This is a genomic window from Parasphingorhabdus sp. (assembly GCF_039968395.1).
Taxonomy (GTDB): domain Bacteria; phylum Pseudomonadota; class Alphaproteobacteria; order Sphingomonadales; family Sphingomonadaceae; genus Parasphingorhabdus.
On sequence record NZ_JBDVPV010000005.1, the window covers coordinates 110,166 to 130,522 of the forward strand.

A 20,357-nucleotide genomic window follows, 5' to 3' on the forward strand; every position below is an offset into this window, starting at 1 on the left:
GCAAGCCAATGCGTGCGGGATCAAGCCGACCGTGCAGCTCTCAGCCTTTATAATTCTTTCCGATGTAGCGAGTGAGCGGTGTATCGCTCTTCAACTTTGGTCCGCGTGGGTTTTTGGTGTCGTAGACAACCGCATTTTCCAGCACGCGTTTCACGTAATTGCGGGTTTCAGAAATGGGTATCTCTTCGATCCAGATCAGCCAGTCAATTCCGCCCATGCGGGGATCGCCGTTGCGGCGGAGCCATTTGTTCACATTGCCCGGGCCGGCGTTATAGGCCGCGACAGCCAGCGGATAGGATCCGCCATAATAAGACAGCATCCGCTCGAAATAGCCGCTGCCCAGCCGCACATTATACTGCGGATCGGTGGTCAGCGCCGACATGTTGTAGCGCAGACCGGATTTGCCGGACTGCTCGCGGGCGGTGCCAGGCATGAGCTGCATCAGGCCCCGTGCTCCTGCATGACTGATCGCGCCAAGGGCGAACTGGCTTTCCTGACGGGTAATGGCATGAATGCTGGTCCAGCTATTTTCATAACCAAAGGGCACTTTCAGGGTCGGGAAGAAGGTGTTGTCGGTCACACCGGCATTTTCGCCAACGCTGCTGATGCCTGCAATCACGCCAAGATCTTTCTGGCCGATCCGTGTGGAGAGGTCGCTTAGCAACGCATAGTCTTTGGCGGTTTCCGCCTTGTAGGCCAGCGCCCGGTAAAAGCGGATCTGTTCGCGCCAGGGGCCGGTGCGCGCAGATGAAATGGCAGCTTGCACAAGCGTTTCCTGGCTAAAGGCCGCGCGGTCTTCGGGCAGAATATTAGCCGCATGGGTGCGGTTAAAGGCGGGCAGGGCGCGGCCGAGCCGTTCATGGGCCAGCTGCCCATAGAAATAGGCCGGATATTGCGCCGCTTTCTCGAAATAGGCGATTGCCTTGTCCGTTTGTCCTGCTTCACCGGCCGCCCGGCCCGCCCAGTAATAGCCTTTTGAACGGATGTTCGGCGAGTTATAGGAACGCGCATAGCGATCGAACATCGCAACCGCCTTGGCGGGTTGGCGCTGTTTTTGCAGTGCGACCGTGCCGGCCAGCCACGTCAGGTCGGAATATTTGTCGCGGATGCGGCTGCTCTGTTCGGCAATATTGACCGGACCGGTCCACGCGTCATCCACATTGGAGGCGATGTCATAAGCCAGCTTCCATTGCCGGTCATTGGCCGCCGCCCGGGCGTTAATCAGATTGGACTCATACCAGGTATCAACATTGGCCGGTTTAACCCGCAAGGGTGGACGGGATGCCAGTAACTGGCGCGATGCAAAGCTCTGGCCCCTGTTTCGCAAATAGCGCGATCGGTCTGCCAGATATCCGGCATCATCGCGCGCCATGGCGCCAACGGCAGTGGCCTGGCTGTTGGCATTCGCCGCTTCGGTCAACTGGGCCAGTCTGGCTGCGAAAACCGGGCGCAAACCAGCGGAAGTAAAACCGAGTTGCCTTCGGGCCGCTTTGGTTGCCCGCGCCCAAAGCAGGGCGTTCATCCGGGCATCATGATCTGCCGGTGTAAATATCGAACTGAAACGACGGAGCAATACGGTTTCGTCTGCTTCCGCCATCGTGCCGCCGCGCCACGCCTGACGTGCCTTTGCGTTTGCCTTGTCCCGTTGCCCCGTGCTTTGCAAGGCAACTGCATGTTTTGCCGCTCCGCCATTGGTGACGGACGCCACGCTGTCAAAATATTGCAGGACAGGGCGGGGAGAGAAGCTTTCAATGTTGATCGCCTGTTCGGCATTGCGCTTCATGCGTTCGCCATCGGGCCAGTCCGGATAGGTGATGACAAAACCCGCATAGTCCTCGAACGAATAATTGTCTGACTGGGTCAGCACGCGCCAACGCTGCAACGCCAGCACGGCATTTCCCCTGGTTGGATCAGAAAGTGTCTGATCACCGCCACTTTGCCACGCGGATTGTTCAGCCGCCATGCACGTGGCGGGGGTCAAAAGAAGGGCGGACAGAATAATTCTTGATACCATACTGGACATTTTGGGGGTAGGCTCCTTATCAGGCGCTGAACGGCAAACTATATCATTGTTAAGCTTGTATTAGCTGTGGCAATTTCTAAGCCAAATTTAAAGGAGTAATTCCATGTTTTCCGGCTCAATTCCGGCTCTGGTGACTCCCTTTCGCGACGGATCGTTTGCGGAAGAGGAATTTCGGGCTCTGGTAGACTGGCAGATCGAACAAGGCAGCAGTGGTCTGGTTCCCTGCGGAACCACTGGTGAATCCTCGACTTTGTCAAATGCAGAACATCATCGGGTCATCGAAGTCTGCATCGAACAGGCGGCGGGACGCGTGCCAGTCATTGCAGGCTGCGGATCAAATGATACGACCAATGCGCTTTTGCATCTGAACTTTTCGAAAAAATGCGGGGCGGCGGCCGGACTTGTTGTGGCGCCCTATTATAATCGCCCCAACCAGCAGGGAATATATGCCCATTTCGAAACGCTGACCAAAGAAAACGATTTGCCACTGGTGCTGTACAATGTTCCGGCGCGAACCGTGACCGACATTTTGCCGGACACGGTTGCGGAACTTTCCAAACTCCCCACTGTGGCGGCCATAAAGGATGCCAGCGGCGAGATTGACCGGGTGACCGATCACCGGCTTGCCTGTGCGAAAGATTTCTGCCTTTTGTCTGGTGTGGACGAATTGTCACTTGCCTTTAACGCATCCGGAGGTGCGGGCTGCATTTCCGTGACGGCAAATGTTGCCCCGAAACTATGTGCAGAATTTCAGGCTGCCTGCCAGGCGGGCGACTATGAAAAGGCACGTGAATTGAACGATATTCTGTATCCGGTCCACAAGGCGATGTTCTCGGATGCGTCTCCCGGTCCGATTAAATATGCTTTGTCCCGGGTCATCGCTGACTTTCCGACCGAGCTTCGGCTTCCTATGACGCCACCGTCGGAATCCAGCAAAAAAGCAGTGGATGCCGCGCTCGAAGGAGCCGGGTTGATCTGATGGCCAAGCCGCGTCCTCTGGAATTTGACAAGCAGAAGGTTGTCGCCGAGAATCGGCGCGCGCGTTATGACTATCATCTGGATGACAAGTTTGAAGCCGGCATCATGCTCACCGGAACCGAAGTGAAGTCGCTGCGGTTCGGAGCGGGAACGATTGCGGAAAGCTATGCCGAGGTGAAGGATGATGAAGTCTGGCTGATCAACGCCAATATTCCGGAATGGAGTCACGGCAACCGGCATAACCACGAACCCAAGCGGCCCAGAAAGCTGCTGCTCAATCGCAGGGAAATCAACAAATTCTATGGTGCTGTCATGCGCAAGGGCATGACGATCGTACCGTTGTCCATCTATTTTAACAGCAAGGGCAAGGCAAAGATCGAACTTGCTCTCGCCAAAGGCAAAAAAGCTCCCGACAAACGCGCGACCGAAAAAGATCGCGACTGGAAACGGCAACAGGGCCGCTTGTTGCGTGAACATGGCTGATCAGGACAAGGATTGGGGTGCGCGCACGATCCGGCGGTTCACTGCGTGGCTTGAACGCAATATGCCAACCCGGGACGGGATGGAGAAAAACAAATATCTCAAACCCATCGCCCACCGTTTTTTGAGATCTGATCTTTGGCGGTTTAACCGGCGATCGGTTCCGCGCGGCGTTGCGCTTGGCATGTTGACCGGGTTCATCGTGCCTCTGGGCGGTCAGACATTTGTTGCGTTATTCCTTGCGCTGCCGATCAGAGCAAACGTCCCGATTGCAGCGATCACGACGTTTATCACGAACCCGTTTACCTATCCGTTCTGGCTCGCTATCGCGAATCAGTTCGGCCGATTTGTCTTGCGCATGGATGCCATAACCGGGGGTGCCGGGGGCGGTGAGCGTAACGGGATTGGTGAATGGTTGACGTGGATCGTCCGGGAAGTGGGCGTCACCTTTTTCGGCTTTGTATTGCTCGGCATTGTTTTTGGCTCGATTGGTTATCTGGTCAGTTCGTTTGGCTGGCGCTGGTGGATTGGCAAAAAACGCCGCAAACGGTTGAATGAGCTGACTGCTGAGAAACGGCCCAATGATTCGGAAAGCAGCTATGGCGAGTGAAGCAAAAGACAGTATTGGACTGCTCAATCCGAGCACCCGGCAGACGACAATGGACGCCCGGCTAAGGTTTGGCATTCTTGTCGTGGTGGTTCTGGCCTCAGTGGGATTGCTCTACTGGCAGGTCCCCAATACCGCGCTTATTCTCGCGTTTCTGGCATTGACCTCAAGTGCCGCAGCGATGTTTTACTTTGTCAGGCCGCAAACAAGTCCGGTGGATGAGGGTCTGGCGGAATCGGCCGATTGGGTTGTCACCCGACTGATCGCCGATCAGTCGGATATGGGGCTGGCGGTTACCGATCGGGCCGGGCGGCTGGTCTGCGCAAATGAGCTGTTTACAAAATGGTTTAACGGTCCGGCTGTTCCGCCGGACTTGCCGTTGCAATCGGGCGGCAATGAACTGCTGGCCACAGCAGGGCGCAATGCCTGGCGCGATGGCCGGGGCTATGCCGAAGGATTGAAGCGCGGCGTCGCAGAATATGCGGCCAAGGTTTTGCGAACCGGGCAGGGCGATGAATATTTGATGTGGCAGTTCAAGCCGGAGATTCGGGCGGACATTCTGGATGATACTGTTCGCATGGTCGGCGGGGCAGTCGGCCGTGCGCTGTCAGAAGCCGGCGTGCTGGCAACTGTTATTGGCGGGGAAGGGCGGATCCGGGCATCCAACCCTGTATTTGCGCTGCGTGCAACAGGTAGCAGCGATGCCAATATTTCTGGCCGGAATTTCATCAATTTCCTGCGCGCAGATGACAAGGGCACAATTTTCTTTGAACGTGAAGGTCGCCACGGCACGCCGGTTCGCATGTTTCATGTTCCACTGGACCGGGAGCAGGAGAAAGGCCCGGCGTTGATCCTGCTGATTGACGATGATGGCGGCATGTTTGAGCGCGGCAAGGCCCTCGAGCAGGTCGAATCAATGTTGTCGCTGCTACCGCTGGGTCTCGCATTGACCGACCGGGATGGACGCTTCCTGTTTCTCAACAAGGCATTCACGCGAACCGCGGGCATTCCTGAGGGTGAGAAACCGCTTTATCCCGGTGATCTGATGATCCGCGATGACAAGTCTGCCGTGGCTGATGCGGTGCGTCGATACGCCAGCGGTCCGCCGATGTCAGGAGATCTTGCCGTCCGTCTGCGTTCCGGTGGCGACGATCCGGTCGCTTTGGGAATGGCCGGTGTGCGCGGGCTGGGTGATGCCGCCGTGCTGCTGTCGATCAAGGACAATAGCGAGGAAACAAAGCTGAAAAGTCAGGTTGCCCAGGCAACCAAGATGCAGGCCGTCGGGCAACTGGCGGGCGGTGTCGCCCATGACTTCAACAATATCCTGACCGCGATTATCGGTCATTGTGACCTGATGCTGCTCCGTCACGCGCCGGGTGACAGTGATTATGATGATATCCAGCAAGTCCGCAATAACAGCAACCGGGCAGCCGGACTGACGCGCCAGCTACTGGCCTTTTCACGGCAACAGACCTTGCGTCCGCAAGTTCTGCAATTGCCCGATGTGGTGGCTGATGTGTCCAATCTGCTGAAACGCCTGCTTGATGACAATATCGAGCTGGAGGTCAAGCATGGCCGCAATCTGGGGCTCGTCCGTGCAGACCCCGGTCAGCTCGAGCAGGTCATTATCAATCTCGGCGTCAATGCCCGGGACGCGATCAACGCCCGCGGGAATGGCAGCGGCAAGATTTCGGTGACAACGCGAATGGTCTCGCCATCAGATGTGCGGGCGCTGAAGAGCGAGATTTTACCGGTTGGTGATTACACAGCGCTGATAGTGGAAGACACGGGCAACGGAATTCCACCACAGCTTATCGGCAAGATTTTCGAACCGTTTTTCACGACCAAGGACGTCGGCAAGGGCACTGGACTGGGGCTTTCGACCGTGTACGGCATCGTCAAGCAGTCGGGCGGCTATATATTTGCCGATTCCGAACCGGGGAAAGGCGCGACGTTCTCGATCTATTTTCCGGTTCACAAAATGTCTGAAGAAGAACAGGCGCAGTCCAGCGAGCCGCTCAAGGCCGCTGCCAAAAAGGAACTGTGGGGAAGCGGACACATATTGCTGGTCGAAGACGAAGACATGGTCCGCGCCGTGGCGGAACGGGCGCTGACGCGTCAGGGCTATACGGTGGTGACGGCAAGCGACGGAGAGGAGGGACTTGCCCATCTTTCCGCGCAAAGCGATTCAGGGGAGGGCATTTTCGATATGATCGTATCGGACGTGGTCATGCCCAACATGGATGGTCCGGCCATGGCTCGGGAAGTGCGGGTCCTGCATCCTGACATGCCAATCCTGTTCATGTCAGGCTATGCCGAAGAACAGCTGCGCAAATCCATTGATCTCGACAATGTCGCCTTTCTGCCCAAGCCGTTTTCGGTTGCCCAAATTGCAGAAGCGGTTGGAGAAATATTGACCGAAGATGACAAAAACAAACCAAAAAACTAATATTGTTCTTATTTAACAAAGGCTTTGTCCAAATATAAAAAATATATGTTCCCCTCTTGTTCTGGTAGAACAAATACGGTACATCATATCCATCATTGATTGATATCGTACAAGCATTTAGCGAAGGGGACAGGCAAATGGCCGGCAATTTAAAAGTCGTAGAATCGGAAAATCAATTGAATTCATCAGACAGGCAAAAGGCGCTCGACGCCGCACTGGCACAGATTGATCGTGCCTTTGGTAAAGGTTCGGCAATGAAGCTGGGCTCTCGCGAAGCACTGGAGGTGGAAGCCATCTCTACTGGTTCGCTGGGACTGGATATCGCCCTTGGTATTGGCGGTTTGCCAAAAGGCCGGGTGATCGAAGTTTACGGGCCCGAAAGCTCAGGCAAAACAACGCTGGCTCTGCATGTCATCGCCGAAGCACAAAAGGCGGGCGGTACTGCTGCTTTTGTTGACGCGGAGCACGCGCTCGATCCGGTCTATGCCAAGGCGCTGGGCGTGAATACGGATGAACTGATTATCTCGCAGCCTGATACCGGAGAACAGGCACTGGAGATTACAGATACGCTGGTGCGCTCCAACGCAATTGACATATTGGTTGTCGATTCAGTTGCGGCTTTGGTCCCGCGGGCTGAAATTGAGGGCGAGATGGGCGATACCCATGTCGGACTGCAGGCTCGTCTGATGAGTCAGGCCCTGCGCAAGCTGACCGGTTCGATCAGCCGATCCAAATGCATGGTGATTTTCATCAACCAGATCCGCATGAAAATTGGCGTGATGTACGGCAGCCCGGAAACCACGTCGGGCGGTAATGCGCTTAAATTCTATGCGTCGGTACGTCTTGATATCCGCCGGACCGGTCAGATCAAGGAACGTGATGACATTGTCGGAAACTCGACGCGGGTCAAAGTGGTCAAGAACAAGGTCGCGCCGCCGTTCAAACAAGTCGAGTTCGACATCATGTATGGTCTCGGCATTTCCAAGGTCGGAGAGATTATCGATCTGGGCGTGAAAGCCGGTGTCGTGGAAAAATCCGGTTCATGGTTCTCCTATGACTCGATCCGCATCGGACAGGGCCGGGAGAACTCCAAGCGCTACCTGCTTGAAAATCCCGAAATCATGGCCAAGCTCGAAAAGCAGATCCGCGGTGAACAGGAAGCCGTTGCCGAAGAAATGATGGATGGCCCGATTGGCAAGGCGGATGACGCTGGTGACGATGCCAATAGCTGAATGATAACCGGGCAATAAAAAGGGCGGAACGGTTTCGGTCCACCCCGAGCCCATCAGAAAATTGTAATACTGTCGGCCTGATCTTCTCCGAGATCGCGTCTGGCATGCGGGCCGTCCTTCTGTCCCCCGACATTGAGGACGGCCCTTTTTTTGTCCGGGATTGTGGGCATCAGGCGACGGGATGTCAGAAAAAGTGACACGTCAGCCCATGCTGGCATGAGAACGCACAGGCCGGGCACAAAAGCAGCCGTCAGTGATCGTGCGGGATTGTAAACTACAATCGCCTCGCCTAAGTCCGGATTATGAACACAACCAATGACATAAGACGATCTTTTCTCGAATATTTTGGCGAACAGGGACATGAGATTGTGCCGTCGTCACCGCTCATTCCGCACAATGATCCGACGTTGATGTTCGTTAATGCCGGGATGGTGCCGTTCAAGAATATTTTTACCGGTACCGAGAAGAGCAAATTTTCAACCGCGACGTCCAGCCAGAAATGCGTCCGTGCCGGGGGCAAGCATAATGACCTCGACAATGTCGGCTATACCGCACGTCATCACACGTTTTTTGAAATGCTCGGCAATTTTTCATTCGGTGATTATTTCAAGGAGCAGGCCATTCACAATGCCTGGGATTTGATCACGCGAGTCTGGGGCATAGCTGCTGACCGGCTGACCGTGACCGTCTATCACACCGATGATGAAGCCTTTGATCTGTGGCGCAAAATATCCGGTCTGCCGGAAGAGCGTATCATTCGTATCGCGACCAATGATAATTTCTGGTCGATGGGCGACACCGGACCCTGCGGCCCGTGCAGCGAGATTTTCTATGATCATGGCGACCATATCGCGGGCGGTCCGCCCGGCAGTCCGGATGAAGACGGCGATCGCTTTGTAGAGATCTGGAACCTGGTGTTCATGCAATATGACCAGCATGCAGGCGGTGATCGTGTGGATTTGCCGCACCCTTCGATCGATACGGGAATGGGACTGGAACGCGTTGCGGCAGTTATGCAGGGTACCCACGACAATTATGATATCGACCTGTTCAAGGCATTGATAGCTGAATCCGGCTCGTTGACTGGAACCAGCACAACTGGCGAGAATCAGGCCAGTCACCGAGTCATTGCGGATCACCTTCGTGCAGCAAGTTTTCTGGTTGCCGATGGTGTGCTTCCGGCCAATGAAGGTCGCGGCTATGTGCTCCGCCGGATCATGCGCCGGGCCATGCGCCACGCACATATTCTGGGTGCAAAGGACCCGTTGATGCACCGCATGGTGGGCTCGCTGACCGGAGAAATGGGAAATGCGTTTCCCGAACTCATTCGGGCCAAGCCTCTGATCGAAGAAACGCTCCTGCGTGAGGAGACCAGTTTCAGAAGGACGCTGGCAAATGGTCTGAAGCTCCTCGACGCAGAAATCGCGGATATGTCCGAGGGCGACACGCTGTCTGGCGAGACCGCGTTCAAGCTCTACGACACCTATGGTTTCCCCTATGATTTGACCGAAGACGCATTGCGTAACCGATCGCTCAACGTCGACCGTGCCGGTTTCGACACCGCCATGGAACAACAGAAAGCGGCTGCCCGCGCCGCGTGGAAGGGGTCTGGCGATCAGGCATCTGACACCGTGTGGTTTGATATTGCAGAACAGCATGGCAGCACGGAATTCACCGGCTATTCTTCGGAAGAAGGTGAAGGCGTCGTCATCGCCATGGTGAAGGATGGTGCGGAAATCACGCAGGCCAAGGCGGGCGAAGACGTCCTTATCCTGACAAACCAGACTCCGTTTTACGGAGAAAGCGGCGGCCAGATGGGGGATGCGGGAACGGCAGCGGGATCTGATGATTTTCGGGCCACCATAACCGATACGTCCAAGCCATTGGGCCGCTTGCATGCGCAACATGCCAGGATTGACTCTGGAACGCTTTCAACCGGTGATTCCATCCATTTGGTGGTTGATGGCACCCGGCGGACAGAATTGCGCGCCAATCACAGTGCAACCCATCTGCTCCACAAGGCCCTCCGCCATCATCTCGGTGATCATGTCACCCAGAAAGGCAGCCTTGTTGCACCTGACCGTCTGCGATTCGACTTCTCGCATGTCGCTGCATTGACCGATGAGGAGATCGCGAAAGTCGAAGCGGATGTGAACGCCCAGATACGCGGGAACAGTGACGTCGTTACCAGATTGATGAGTCCTGACGATGCGGTTGCTGCGGGTGCTCTTGCACTATTTGGCGAAAAATATGGCGATGAAGTGCGCGTCCTGTCGATGGGAACCGAAGATGATACAGATTATTCCGTTGAGCTATGTGGCGGCACCCATGTGCGCGCATTGGGTGATATTGGTTTGATGGTGATCGTGTCTGAATCCGCCGTATCGAGCGGTGTACGAAGGATTGAGGCGTTGACGGGAGAAGCGGCCCGCTTGTGGCTGGCGGAACGGGATCGCAAATTGAAGTCTATTGCATCTGTTTTGAAATCATCTCCGGAAGAAGCGGCTGACCGCGTGTCCACTCTGGTGGAAGAACGCAAGAAACTTGACCGTGAGTTGACCGAAGCCAAAAAGGCGCTCGCGCTCGCAGGTGATGGCGGTAGCAACAGTGCAGCTGAAGTGGAAACGATCGGAGACGTTGCATTCAGCGGTCAGGTCATCAACGGACTCAATCCCAAAGAATTGCGCGGTTTGATCGATGAAGCGAAGAAAAGCCTGTCGAGCGGTATAGCCGCGCTGATCGCCGTTAATGACGGCCGTGCTACTGTTGCGGTCGGGGTTACCGAAGATTTGACGGATCGCCATAATGCCGTGGAGCTGGTTCAGGCCGGCGTTGCCGCCGTGGGCGGTAAAGGCGGGGGCGGTCGACCGGATATGGCGCAAGGCGGCGGTCCGGATGGTGCGACTGCTGATCAGGCGATTGCGGCTATCAAGGCTATGATTGCGGGCTGAGTTTTTCGCTCGACGCTTCGTCGTCCTGATCTGCCCGTGATTTAAGTACCGGCTCTTCCTCCAGATTGCCATCGGCTTTGATCTGTTGCCGCAACTGATCGCGCTTTTCATGAATGGATGCAATGACCGGCCCCATGGCCACGCCATTGCCAACCAAAATGGCTTCGGAAAGTTGCAGGGATCCCTCCAGTGCCTCCGGAACGGCGTCGGTTGCACCGGCTTGATAGAGTTCCGCTGCATGTTCCGTGTCGCGTGCGCGCGCAATGATTGGTAAATCAGGCACCCAGGCTCTGACTTTTTTGACAATCTGCACCGACAAGACCGGTTCGTCCATTGTCAGAACCAGCGCCTGTGCATGGCCCAACCGGAGCTTGTCGAGCATTTCATTGCGAGAGACATTGCCAAAGATAATAGGGTAACCCTCGCGGCGTGCAGATGCGACAACGTCGATATTGGATTCGATTAGCAGGAATGCCTGGTCATGCGTTTTTAACATGTCAGCAACGAGCTTCCCGACCCGGCCAAAGCCAATGATGATCGTTTGCTGGGCTTCGATCGTCTTTTCTTCATCCAGACTGACATTGTCGCCGCGCAGTTCGATGCGCCGGGCCATGTCGTGCCCGAAACGCGCGAGCAGAGGGGTTATCGTCAGTCCGATGGCGGTGACGATCTGCCAGAAAGCCGCAGTTTGTGGCTGGATCAGCTGGGCGGTCGAGGCTGCAGCCAGAACGATCAATGTCGTTTCGGACGGACTTGCCATCAGCACACCGGCTTCGGTTGCTGTTCCGATTCGTGCGCCGGCAAAGCGCAACAAACTGCCGGTGACGATTGCTTTCACAACGACTACGCCAACTACTGCGAGAACCAGACTTGCCCAGTTTTCGAGGATGACAAGAATGTCGATCTGCATGCCGACGGTGATCAGGAAAACACCCAGGGCCAGCCCTTTGAAAGGCTGTGTTATGACTTCAACTTCACCATGATACTCGGTTTCGGCAATCAGGAGGCCCGCCAGCAATGCGCCGACGATGGGAGACAGGCCGGTCGCCGCGGTCGCCAGACTTGCCAGAATAATTACCAACAAGCTGACAGCGAGGAAAAGTTCCGGGCTTTTGGTCCGGGCCGCTTGTGCGAAGATGCGCGGGAGCAGCAACCGGCCGAGTACCAGCATGCCAAAGATGACGGCACCGCTGATCAATAATGTGCGGCCAAGATCACCCCATCCGGAACCGGCCGCCATAGCAGGTGAAATGGCGCCGAGCAGGAAAATGATCGGGACAATCGCGACATCCTCAAACAGCAACATGGCCAGTGCAGCCTTCCCAACTGGGCTCTTCGTACCGGACATCGGCAATACCAGTGCGGTCGAGGACAGGGCGAGTGCCAGCCCCAGTCCCACTGCACCTTCCCAGCTTTGCGCGGGGAATCCATAAAGAAACAGTGCGCCACCTATGAGGGTTGCCGAGATCGTCAATTCCGCAGCACCTACACCGAAAACAAGGCGCCTTAGAGACCAGAGGCGTTTGAAGGACAGTTCCAGTCCAATGGAAAACAGCAACAGGATGATGCCAAATTCGGCAAACGGTTCTATGGCCTCGCGGTCATTTATCGTGAGATATTGCAGCCAGTCATATTGCCCCTGAAGGGAGCCCAGTCCGGAAGGGCCCAATAAAATGCCCACCAGAATGAAGCCGATGATCGGCGTGATGCGAAAGCGCGCGAAAGCGGGAATAACAATCCCCGCCGCGCCCAATATGACAATTGCATCAACAAAGGCCGGGCTATCAAGGGGTGAGCTCATGGCTAACTCCTATACGCGAACCAGTTTGTTTGTCAGCACATCAAAGTGCCTCGGCCTTATTTCCAGCTTGCCATCTCGGTTTCGAGATTGGAGCGAATGGCTTCGAAAAACTGTTCCGTTGTCATCCACGCCTGATCCGGACCGATCAGAATTGCAAGATCCTTGGTCATGTTGCCGTTCTCGACTGTCTGAATGCAAACCCGCTCCAGCGTTTCCGCAAATTTCGTAACTTCCGGTGTGTTGTCGAATTTGCCGCGATAGATCAGACCGCGCGTCCATGCGAAGATCGAGGCAATCGGGTTGGTCGAAGTCGCCTTGCCTTGCTGATGCTGGCGATAATGCCGGGTCACGGTACCATGTGCCGCTTCTGCTTCAACGCAATCACCGCTTGGCGTCATCAGGACTGATGTCATCAAGCCCAGGGAACCAAAGCCCTGAGCGACGGTATCGGACTGCACGTCGCCATCATAGTTTTTGCATGCCCAGACAAATTTTCCGGACCATTTCATCGCTGCTGCAACCATGTCGTCGATCAGGCGGTGCTCATAGCTGATGCCCGCTTTGTCAAAATCAGCTTTGAATTCGGCTTCAAACACTTCTTCAAACAGGTCTTTGAAACGCCCGTCATATTTTTTCATGATGGTGTTCTTGGTCGAGAGATAGACCGGCCAGGCGCGTTGCAGGCCATAGTTCATGCTGGCACGAGCGAAATCACGGATCGAATCGTCCAGATTGTACATCGACATCGCCACACCGGCTGACGGGAACTGAAAAACTTCCTCATCCTGCACGCTGCCATCATCCCCTTCGAAAATCATGCGGAGTTTGCCAGGGCCGGGGATCAGCATGTCAGTCGCGCGATACTGGTCGCCAAAAGCGTGACGTCCGATCACAATCGGATCGGTCCAGCCGGGTACGAGGCGAGGTACATTGTCAATCACAATAGGTTCCCGAAAGACAACGCCGCCCAGAATGTTGCGAATGGTGCCATTGGGCGATTTCCACATCCGCTTCAGGTCAAATTCTTCAACACGTGCTTCGTCGGGTGTAATGGTTGCACATTTTACACCGACGCCATGTTTCTTGATCGCATTGGCAGCATCAACCGTAATCTTGTCGTTCGTTGCATCACGCTTTTCGACAGACAGATCATAATAGTGCAGATCAATATCGAGATAAGGTTCAATCAGCTTTTCGCGAATCCATTGCCAGATGATGCGTGTCATTTCGTCACCATCAAGTTCGACGACCGGGTTTTTGACCTTAATTTTCGACATATTAGAGAGCTCTTTCCTGAATTGGACTAGGCGGGAGGAATGTTGTTGGCCAATCTCTTAGCAAAGATCGCCATATGTTCAACCATCTGTTCCCGCAGGCCGATGAATATGCACAGCAAATCAACGGAAAAGTTCAAAGCGGAGGTCAGGAGTGTTGTCAGAACAGGTCACTCTCCCTAAGTAGCGGTTATGGCGATAGAGAAATATTCCAACAAGGGTCTTGGTGAAGCCAAGTGGTCCTTTCCCCCCGTTCACCCCGAAGGCCGCAAATTTGCAGTGATCTCCGGTCTGATTACGGCCGCTTTTGCGTTTCTGGCATGGGAAACACTTGCCTGGCCAATGGCCGGCGTCACCATCTGGGTTCTCGCATTTTTCCGCGATCCCAAGCGGGTTACTCCGCTGGATGACAAATATATTGTCGCACCTGCCGATGGCCTGGTGAATTTGATCATGCCGGTTGTACCTCCGGTTGAATTACAGGGCGAAGGCGGCCTTGGTGATGAGGAGCTGTTGCGGGTTTCCATTTTCATGAGCGTGTTTGATGTCCACATCAACCGGACGCCGATTGAGGGTACGGTCAAGCGTCAGGCCTATATATCCGGCAAGTTTCTGAATGCCGATCTCGACAAGGCGAGCGAAGAGAATGAACGCCAGCACTTCATGGTCGAGCGCAATGATGGTCTGAAAATCGGTTTTACGCAGATTGCCGGACTGGTCGCGCGGCGGATCATGTCCTTTGTCAAGGAAGGTGATTTTGTCGCTGCGGGTCAGCGGATCGGATTGATTCGGTTTGGCAGCCGGGTAGATGTGTATCTGCCCAAGGGAACGACGCCAAATGTCGTGCTCGGGCAAAGAACAATCGCCGGTGAGACAGTGATCGCCGAAGTCGGTGCCATGAAAGAGATTGAAGGCGTCGGCCAGTGAAAACCGATATTGGCCTTCTGATTATCTGGTCCAGCCTGTGACGGGATCGAACGGAAACAGTCGGCCAGAGCGCGGTATCTCTCTGCGGCAGTTTATTCCGAATGCTGTAACAGCTCTCGCACTCAGCATTGGTTTGAGCGGGGTTCGCTTTGCTTATCTGGAAAACTGGGTGCTGGCCGCCGGGGCGATTGTTCTGGCTGGCATATTGGACGGACTGGACGGCCGGATCGCGCGGCTACTTAATGCACAGAGTCGTTTTGGTGCGGAGCTGGATTCGTTGTCGGACGTTATTGCTTTCGGTGTTGCTCCGGCGCTGATCATGTTTTTATGGTCCACTCAGCACATGCCGCAATTTGGCTGGGTACTGACACTGACCATGGCCGTGGGATGTGCATTGCGTCTGGCTCGCTTCAATGCGCAAATTGATGACGAAGACCAGCCGCATAAATCAGCCGGGTTTCTGACCGGCATTCCGGCTCCGGTCGCGGCAGGGCTCGCAATGCTTCCTCTTTATCTGTGGATGATCACGGGACAGGAAATCTTCCGTCACTATGCGATCGTGGCGCCGTGGATTGTCATCATTGCCTTCCTGATGATTTCCAACACCGCAACATATAGCTGGTCATCATTGCGGCTGAGAAAGAATATCAGGCTGGAAGCTCTGGCTCTGTTCGCGTTGGTCGGGGTGGCGCTGCTCAACAATCCGTGGATCACACTTTGCGCGATCAGTATCGGATATGTCGTGCTGATCCCGTTCAGCGTCCGAAGCTATGCCAAAGTCAAGCGGCAACGGCGAATGGAGCAGACCGAACCGGCTGACGACATATTGCGGTCGGACGCACCGGAGTAATCCGGCGAACCCGCGTCTTGCAGGATGTGATCGCAGGCGTACCATTGTCTTCCAACTGATAGCGAATCACTGCTTCGATTTTCTCGCGATAAGACACGAACATATAGGCAATCACGGAAATAGCCCCGAAGAAGGCGAAGGCAAAAATGGCGGTTGTTACGATTGTCAGCATTGAAAATTCCCACATGTTCTTTGTATGAACGCATAATGTTCTATTAATGTTCTCATTGTCAAGATTTATTTGTTCTGCCCTTAAATTACGCTGAGAATGCAAAAAGGTTACATGATGCGGTGCTTAGGGCTTGCAAAATGCTCCGCACCGCTTTAACGGCACGCTCATTCCACATGGAAAGCACTCATACCGGTGCCAAAGCCGTCCTTTCAGGGCGACCGAGGTTCTCAGCTTTCCAGAGGCATAACCGGATAAGGAGAAATATTATGGCGGCCCCTGTCGTCACCCTACAGCAATTGATTGAAGCCGGATCTCATTTCGGCCACCAGACCCACCGCTGGAACCCGAAGATGAAACCATATATCTTCGGTGCCCGTAATGGCGTTCATATTCTTGATCTCTCGCAGAGTGTTCCATTGTTCGCTCGCGCACTTGATTTTATCGCCAATGCGGTTTCATCAGGCGGCAAGGTATTGTTCGTTGGTACGAAGCGTCAGGCACAAGAGCCGATCGCAGAAGCCGCCCGTGCAAGTGGCCAGCATTTCGTAAACCATCGCTGGCTCGGCGGAATGCTGACCAACTGGAAAACCATTTCCAATTCCATCCGCCGGATGAAGACGCTCGAAGAGCAGCTTTCCGGTGACATGGCAGGCTTCACCAAGAAAGAAGCCCTTCAGATGACCCGCGAACGCGACAAGCTGGAACTGTCTCTTGGTGGTATTCGCGACATGGGCGGTATCCCCGACGTAATGTTCGTGATCGACGCCAACAAGGAAGAGCTCGCAATCAAGGAAGCCAATGTTCTGGGTATTCCGGTTGTGGCGATCCTCGATTCGAACGTTGATCCCAGCAACATCGCATTCCCGGTTCCGGGCAATGACGATGCGGCGCGTGCCATTCGTCTATATTGTGAATCTGTCGCTGCTGCCGCAACCAAGGGCGGCCAGGAAGCGGCTGCCGCATCCGGTAAGGATCTGGGAGCAGAAATTGCACCACCTGTTGAACAGATTGTTTCCAGCGAAGCCAATGCCAGTGCAATGGCAACCGGCGAAAAAGCCGCTGCGGCTGATATTGCTGAAATAGCTGCCGAGGCCCCGAAAGCGGAAGCTGCTCCGGCAGAAGAAGCAAAAACGGAAGCGGTTGCTGAAGAAGTGAAAGCTGAAGAAGCTGCTCCTGCAGAAGAAGCGCCGGCCGAAAAGGAACCTGCAAAAAAGGCTCCAGCCAAAAAAGCTGCCGCGAAAAAAGCTCCTGCAAAGAAGCCTGCAGCCAAAAAGCCAGCAGCAAAAAAGGCTCCGGCTAAAAAGGCTCCTGCAAAAAAAGCAGCAGCCAAAAAAGATGACGACAAGAAAGCCGACGAAAAGGCATAAGCTTGAAGCGTCCCCGTTCAGTAATATATTGAACGCACAAGAACAGGAAGGGGCGGCACGGTTGCCGCCCTTTCGTTTTCATCCCCAAACCGAAATTGAGGAAACATAGACATGGCTATTACAGCAGCAGCAGTGAAAGAACTGCGTGAGCGCACCGGCGCAGGCATGATGGATTGCAAAAAGGCATTGAGCGAAACCAACGGCGACGTTGAGGCCGCTGTTGATTTGCTGCGCACCAAAGGGCTGGCCGCCGCACAGAAGAAATCAAGCCGTACTGCAGCAGAAGGCCTGGTTGGCGTTGCTGTTGCCGGTACGAAGGGTGTCGCAGTTGAAGTGAACAGCGAAACCGACTTTGTTGCCAAGAACGAACAGTTCCAGGGTTTTGTCAGCGCTGTAACCGATGTCGCTCTGGAACTCGGGAGTGACGATGTTGAAGCTTTGGCAGCTGCCGGTTATCCGGATGGCGGCACGGTCCAGGAAAAACTGACCAATAACATTGCAACCATCGGTGAGAACCAGGCGATTCGCCGGATGAAAACCGTTGCCGTGAGCAGCGGTCTGGTTGTGCCATACATTCACAATGCCGTAACGCCCACCATGGGCAAGATTGGCGTTCTGGTCGCGCTCGAAAGCACCGCAGGCGCAGATGTTCTGGAGCCTTTGGGCAAGCAGATCGCGATGCATATTGCTGCGGCATTCCCGCTGGCGCTGAATGCAGATGGTCTTGATCAGGACATGCTGGAGCGTGAACGCACCATCGCAACCGAGAAAGCGGCTGAATCTGGCAAGCCGGAAAACATCGTCGAAAAAATGGTTGATGGCGCGATGGCAAAATTTGCCAAGGAAAACGCTTTGCTCAGCCAGATTTTCGTCATGGACAACAAAACGCCCATCGCTCAGGTTGTTGAGCAGGCTGGCAAAGACGCCGGTGCGGAAATCAAGCTGACCGAATATGTTCGGTATCAGCTGGGCGAAGGCATTGAGAAGAAAGAAGAAGATTTCGCTGCAGAAGTTGCAGCCGTTGCCGGAAACTGATTGTTTCCCGGTTAAAATAAATTCGGGCGGTAACGCTTGGCACAGTGGCGCGGACTAACTATGGTCTGCGCCATTGTCATATTTGGGATTGGCGGATCGTGCCAACGGGATGGAAGCCTGTATGAATAAACCGGTGAAACGGCCAGCGTTCAAGCGCATTTTGCTGAAGCTTTCGGGCGAAGCTCTGATGGGATCGGGGGAGTTCGGAATCGATCCTGAAACGGTCAGCCGTGTTGCAGCGGAAGTGAAAGCTGCAAAGGAAGCCGGCTTTGAACTCTGTCTGGTCATCGGCGGCGGAAATATTTTTCGCGGTGTGGCCGGCGCAGCGGGCGGCATGGACCGGGCGCAGGCAGACTATATGGGTATGCTCGCAACCGTGATGAACGCGCTGGCGATGCAGAACGCGCTTGAGCAACTGGGTGTTACAACCCGGGTACAGTCGGCGATTGAAATGGATCAGGTTTGCGAGCCGGTCATCCGGCGCCGGGCTCTGCGCCATCTGGAAAAGGGCAGGGTGGTGATATTTGCTGCCGGCGTGGGCAGTCCTTATTTTACCACGGATAGCGGCGCAGCCTTGCGCGCAGCGGAAATGCAGTGCGATGCGTTGCTCAAGGGGACCAGCGTAGACGGCGTTTACGACAGCGATCCCAAGAGCAACACGGATGCCGTGCGCTATGAGCAGGTGAGCTATGATACCGTTCTCAGTGACAATCTGAAAGTCATGGATGCCAGCGCAATCGCTTTGTGCCGGGACAATGATATTCCGATCGTGGTATTTTCTATCCGCGAACAAGGCAATCTGGCAGATGTGCTTGGCGGAGGCGGAACAGCAACAATCGTAAATGCGGGCAAATAACCGTTGGACAATTGAATTTTAGAGGAAATCAGAATGGCGAAATATAACAAGGCCGAATTGAGCAAGCGCATGAGTGCATCGCTCGAAGCATTGAAGCATGACTTGAGCGGATTGCGGACAGGTCGGGCCAATACAGCGCTTCTGGATTCGATAACCGTCGAGGTTTATGGATCAAAAATGCCGCTCAATCAGGTGGCAACGGTTTCTGTGCCGGAGCCGCGCATGCTGTCGATCCAGGTCTGGGACAAGGGTAATATTCAACCGGTAGAAAAAGCAGTGCGATCGGCCGGACTTGGCCTCAACCCGATGATCGATGGTCCCAATATTCGCCTGCCAATTCCGGACCTGACCGAAGAACGCCGGAAAGAACTTGCAAAAATGACCGGTCAGTTTGCCGAGAAAGCCAGAATTGCCATCCGCAATGTGCGGCGGGATGGCATGGATGACATCAAGGCGGATGAAAGCAAAAAAGAAATTGGCGAAGACGACAAAAAACGCCTCGAAACGGAAGTCCAGAAACTGACGGACGAGATGATCGCAGAGGCCGACACACTTGCGGATGCGAAAGAGAAAGAAATCCTGACACAGTGAACCTGCGACCTGCCAGAAAGGAATCGCAAGATTCATCAGCAGCAGCCAGCGCTGTGAAAGATTCGACTTTCGGTGCGCGCCACGTTGCGATCATCATGGATGGCAATGGTCGCTGGGCCAAGAAGAAGCATCTGCCGCGCGCGCTTGGTCACAAAAAAGGTGTTGAGGCGGTGCGCAACATTGTGCGGGTGGCGGGCGAGACTGGTATCGAGGTGCTGACGCTTTACGCATTTTCTTCCGAGAACTGGAACCGGCCACGGGATGAAATTAGCGACCTCATGGGGCTTTTGCGCCAATATATCCAATCGGATATCGAAGAGTTTGTCGAAAATGGCATCAAGCTGAAAGTTATTGGTAATTACAAGGGCTTGGAACCCGATATTGTAAGGCTTATTGAAGGCGCGCTCGATCGAACCGCGGGCAATGACAGGATGACTTTGGCGATTGCGCTCAACTACGGCGCACAGGATGAAATCATCCGGGCGGTGCAGACGATCGCGGGAGCCGTTCAACAAGGTGATGTCGAGCCGGACAAGATCAATGCCGGTCATATTGCCGATGCTCTCGACACCGCAGACTTGCCGCCGCTGGATCTCTTGATCCGTACATCTGGAGAGTTACGACTGTCCAATTTTCTGCTCTGGCAGGCTGCATATTCGGAACTCTATTTCACCGATGTGCTCTGGCCGGACTTTGACAAGCGAGAGCTGCAAAAGGCTTTGCGATCCTTTGGTGATCGCCAGCGCCGGTTTGGCGGCAGATAG

Annotated in this window: 15 protein-coding genes and 1 pseudogene; 13 read left to right on the forward strand and 3 right to left on the reverse strand. The window is 54.7% G+C overall.

From position 1 onward, the window contains the following. Positions 1–40: 40 nt before the first annotated feature. The gene (locus ABJI30_RS11245) at positions 41–2,023 is read right to left on the reverse strand and encodes a lytic transglycosylase domain-containing protein (protein ID WP_348025433.1); all 1,983 of its coding nucleotides are present in this window, start codon (positions 2,021–2,023) and stop codon (positions 41–43) included. A gap of 103 nt (positions 2,024–2,126) precedes the next feature. On the opposite strand from ABJI30_RS11245, the gene dapA reads away from it, so the two are divergent. The 6 genes from dapA (at position 2,127) to alaS (ending at position 10,720) form a co-directional block, all read left to right on the forward strand. Continuing rightward, a complete protein-coding gene (gene dapA / locus ABJI30_RS11250) occupies positions 2,127–3,002 on the forward strand; it encodes a 4-hydroxy-tetrahydrodipicolinate synthase (protein ID WP_348016788.1) in 876 nt (291 codons plus the stop codon). After that, positions 3,002–3,484, forward strand: a complete 483-nt coding sequence (gene smpB / locus ABJI30_RS11255; RefSeq protein ID WP_348016789.1) for an SsrA-binding protein SmpB — start codon at positions 3,002–3,004, stop codon at positions 3,482–3,484. The genes dapA and smpB overlap by 1 nt, the downstream gene beginning before the upstream one ends. Then, complete coding sequence (locus ABJI30_RS11260) at positions 3,477–4,091, forward strand: DUF2062 domain-containing protein (RefSeq protein WP_348016790.1); 615 nt, start codon at positions 3,477–3,479, stop codon at positions 4,089–4,091. Before smpB ends, ABJI30_RS11260 begins: the two co-directional genes overlap by 8 nt. After that, positions 4,081–6,537: a response regulator gene (locus ABJI30_RS11265; RefSeq protein WP_348016791.1), complete on the forward strand. Its 2,457-nt coding sequence runs from the start codon at positions 4,081–4,083 to the stop codon at positions 6,535–6,537. The genes ABJI30_RS11260 and ABJI30_RS11265 overlap by 11 nt, the downstream gene beginning before the upstream one ends. A 137-nt stretch (positions 6,538–6,674) precedes the next feature. Next, on the forward strand, positions 6,675–7,769 hold the full coding sequence (gene recA / locus ABJI30_RS11270) for a recombinase RecA (RefSeq protein WP_348016792.1): 1,095 nt from the start codon (positions 6,675–6,677) through the stop codon (positions 7,767–7,769). A gap of 302 nt (positions 7,770–8,071) precedes the next feature. Beyond that, positions 8,072–10,720 carry an alanine--tRNA ligase gene (gene alaS, locus ABJI30_RS11275; protein ID WP_348016794.1) on the forward strand — a complete coding sequence of 883 codons (2,649 nt, stop codon included), beginning with the start codon at positions 8,072–8,074 and terminating at the stop codon, positions 10,718–10,720. On the opposite strand, the gene ABJI30_RS11280 is transcribed toward alaS, so the two are convergent. Together ABJI30_RS11280 and ABJI30_RS11285 are read right to left on the reverse strand one after the other, a co-directional pair. Beyond that, a complete protein-coding gene (locus ABJI30_RS11280) occupies positions 10,704–12,521 on the reverse strand; it encodes a cation:proton antiporter (protein ID WP_348016795.1) in 1,818 nt (605 codons plus the stop codon). The two genes, alaS and ABJI30_RS11280, sit on opposite strands and share 17 nt — an antisense overlap. Positions 12,522–12,577: 56 nt before the next feature. Further along, entirely contained in the window at positions 12,578–13,798 is a 1,221-nt protein-coding gene (locus ABJI30_RS11285; protein ID WP_348016796.1) for an NADP-dependent isocitrate dehydrogenase, read from the reverse strand. Between the two features lie 189 nt (positions 13,799–13,987). Between ABJI30_RS11285 and ABJI30_RS11290 the strand changes: the two genes are divergently transcribed. The 7 genes and pseudogenes from ABJI30_RS11290 to ABJI30_RS11320 all read left to right on the forward strand — a co-directional run bounded on the left by ABJI30_RS11290 (position 13,988) and on the right by ABJI30_RS11320 (position 20,357). Then, positions 13,988–14,722: a phosphatidylserine decarboxylase gene (locus tag ABJI30_RS11290; RefSeq protein ID WP_348016797.1), complete on the forward strand. Its 735-nt coding sequence runs from the start codon at positions 13,988–13,990 to the stop codon at positions 14,720–14,722. 37 nt (positions 14,723–14,759) lie between these two features. Then, a complete protein-coding gene (locus tag ABJI30_RS11295) occupies positions 14,760–15,572 on the forward strand; it encodes a phosphatidylcholine/phosphatidylserine synthase (protein ID WP_348016798.1) in 813 nt (270 codons plus the stop codon). Between the two features lie 438 nt (positions 15,573–16,010). Then, a pseudogene (gene rpsB, locus ABJI30_RS11300) lies at positions 16,011–16,757 on the forward strand (30S ribosomal protein S2); the annotation flags it as partial. A 465-nt stretch (positions 16,758–17,222) separates the two neighbouring features. Beyond that, on the forward strand, positions 17,223–18,146 hold the full coding sequence (gene tsf, locus ABJI30_RS11305) for a translation elongation factor Ts (RefSeq protein ID WP_348016799.1): 924 nt from the start codon (positions 17,223–17,225) through the stop codon (positions 18,144–18,146). 121 nt (positions 18,147–18,267) lie between these two features. Further along, positions 18,268–19,002, forward strand: coding sequence for a UMP kinase (gene pyrH / locus ABJI30_RS11310; RefSeq protein WP_348016800.1), 735 nt, complete (start codon positions 18,268–18,270; stop codon positions 19,000–19,002). A 33-nt stretch (positions 19,003–19,035) separates the two neighbouring features. Continuing rightward, positions 19,036–19,593 carry a ribosome recycling factor gene (frr, locus tag ABJI30_RS11315; protein ID WP_348016801.1) on the forward strand — a complete coding sequence of 186 codons (558 nt, stop codon included), beginning with the start codon at positions 19,036–19,038 and terminating at the stop codon, positions 19,591–19,593. 2 nt (positions 19,594–19,595) lie between these two features. Continuing rightward, a complete protein-coding gene (locus tag ABJI30_RS11320) occupies positions 19,596–20,357 on the forward strand; it encodes an isoprenyl transferase (protein WP_348017809.1) in 762 nt (253 codons plus the stop codon).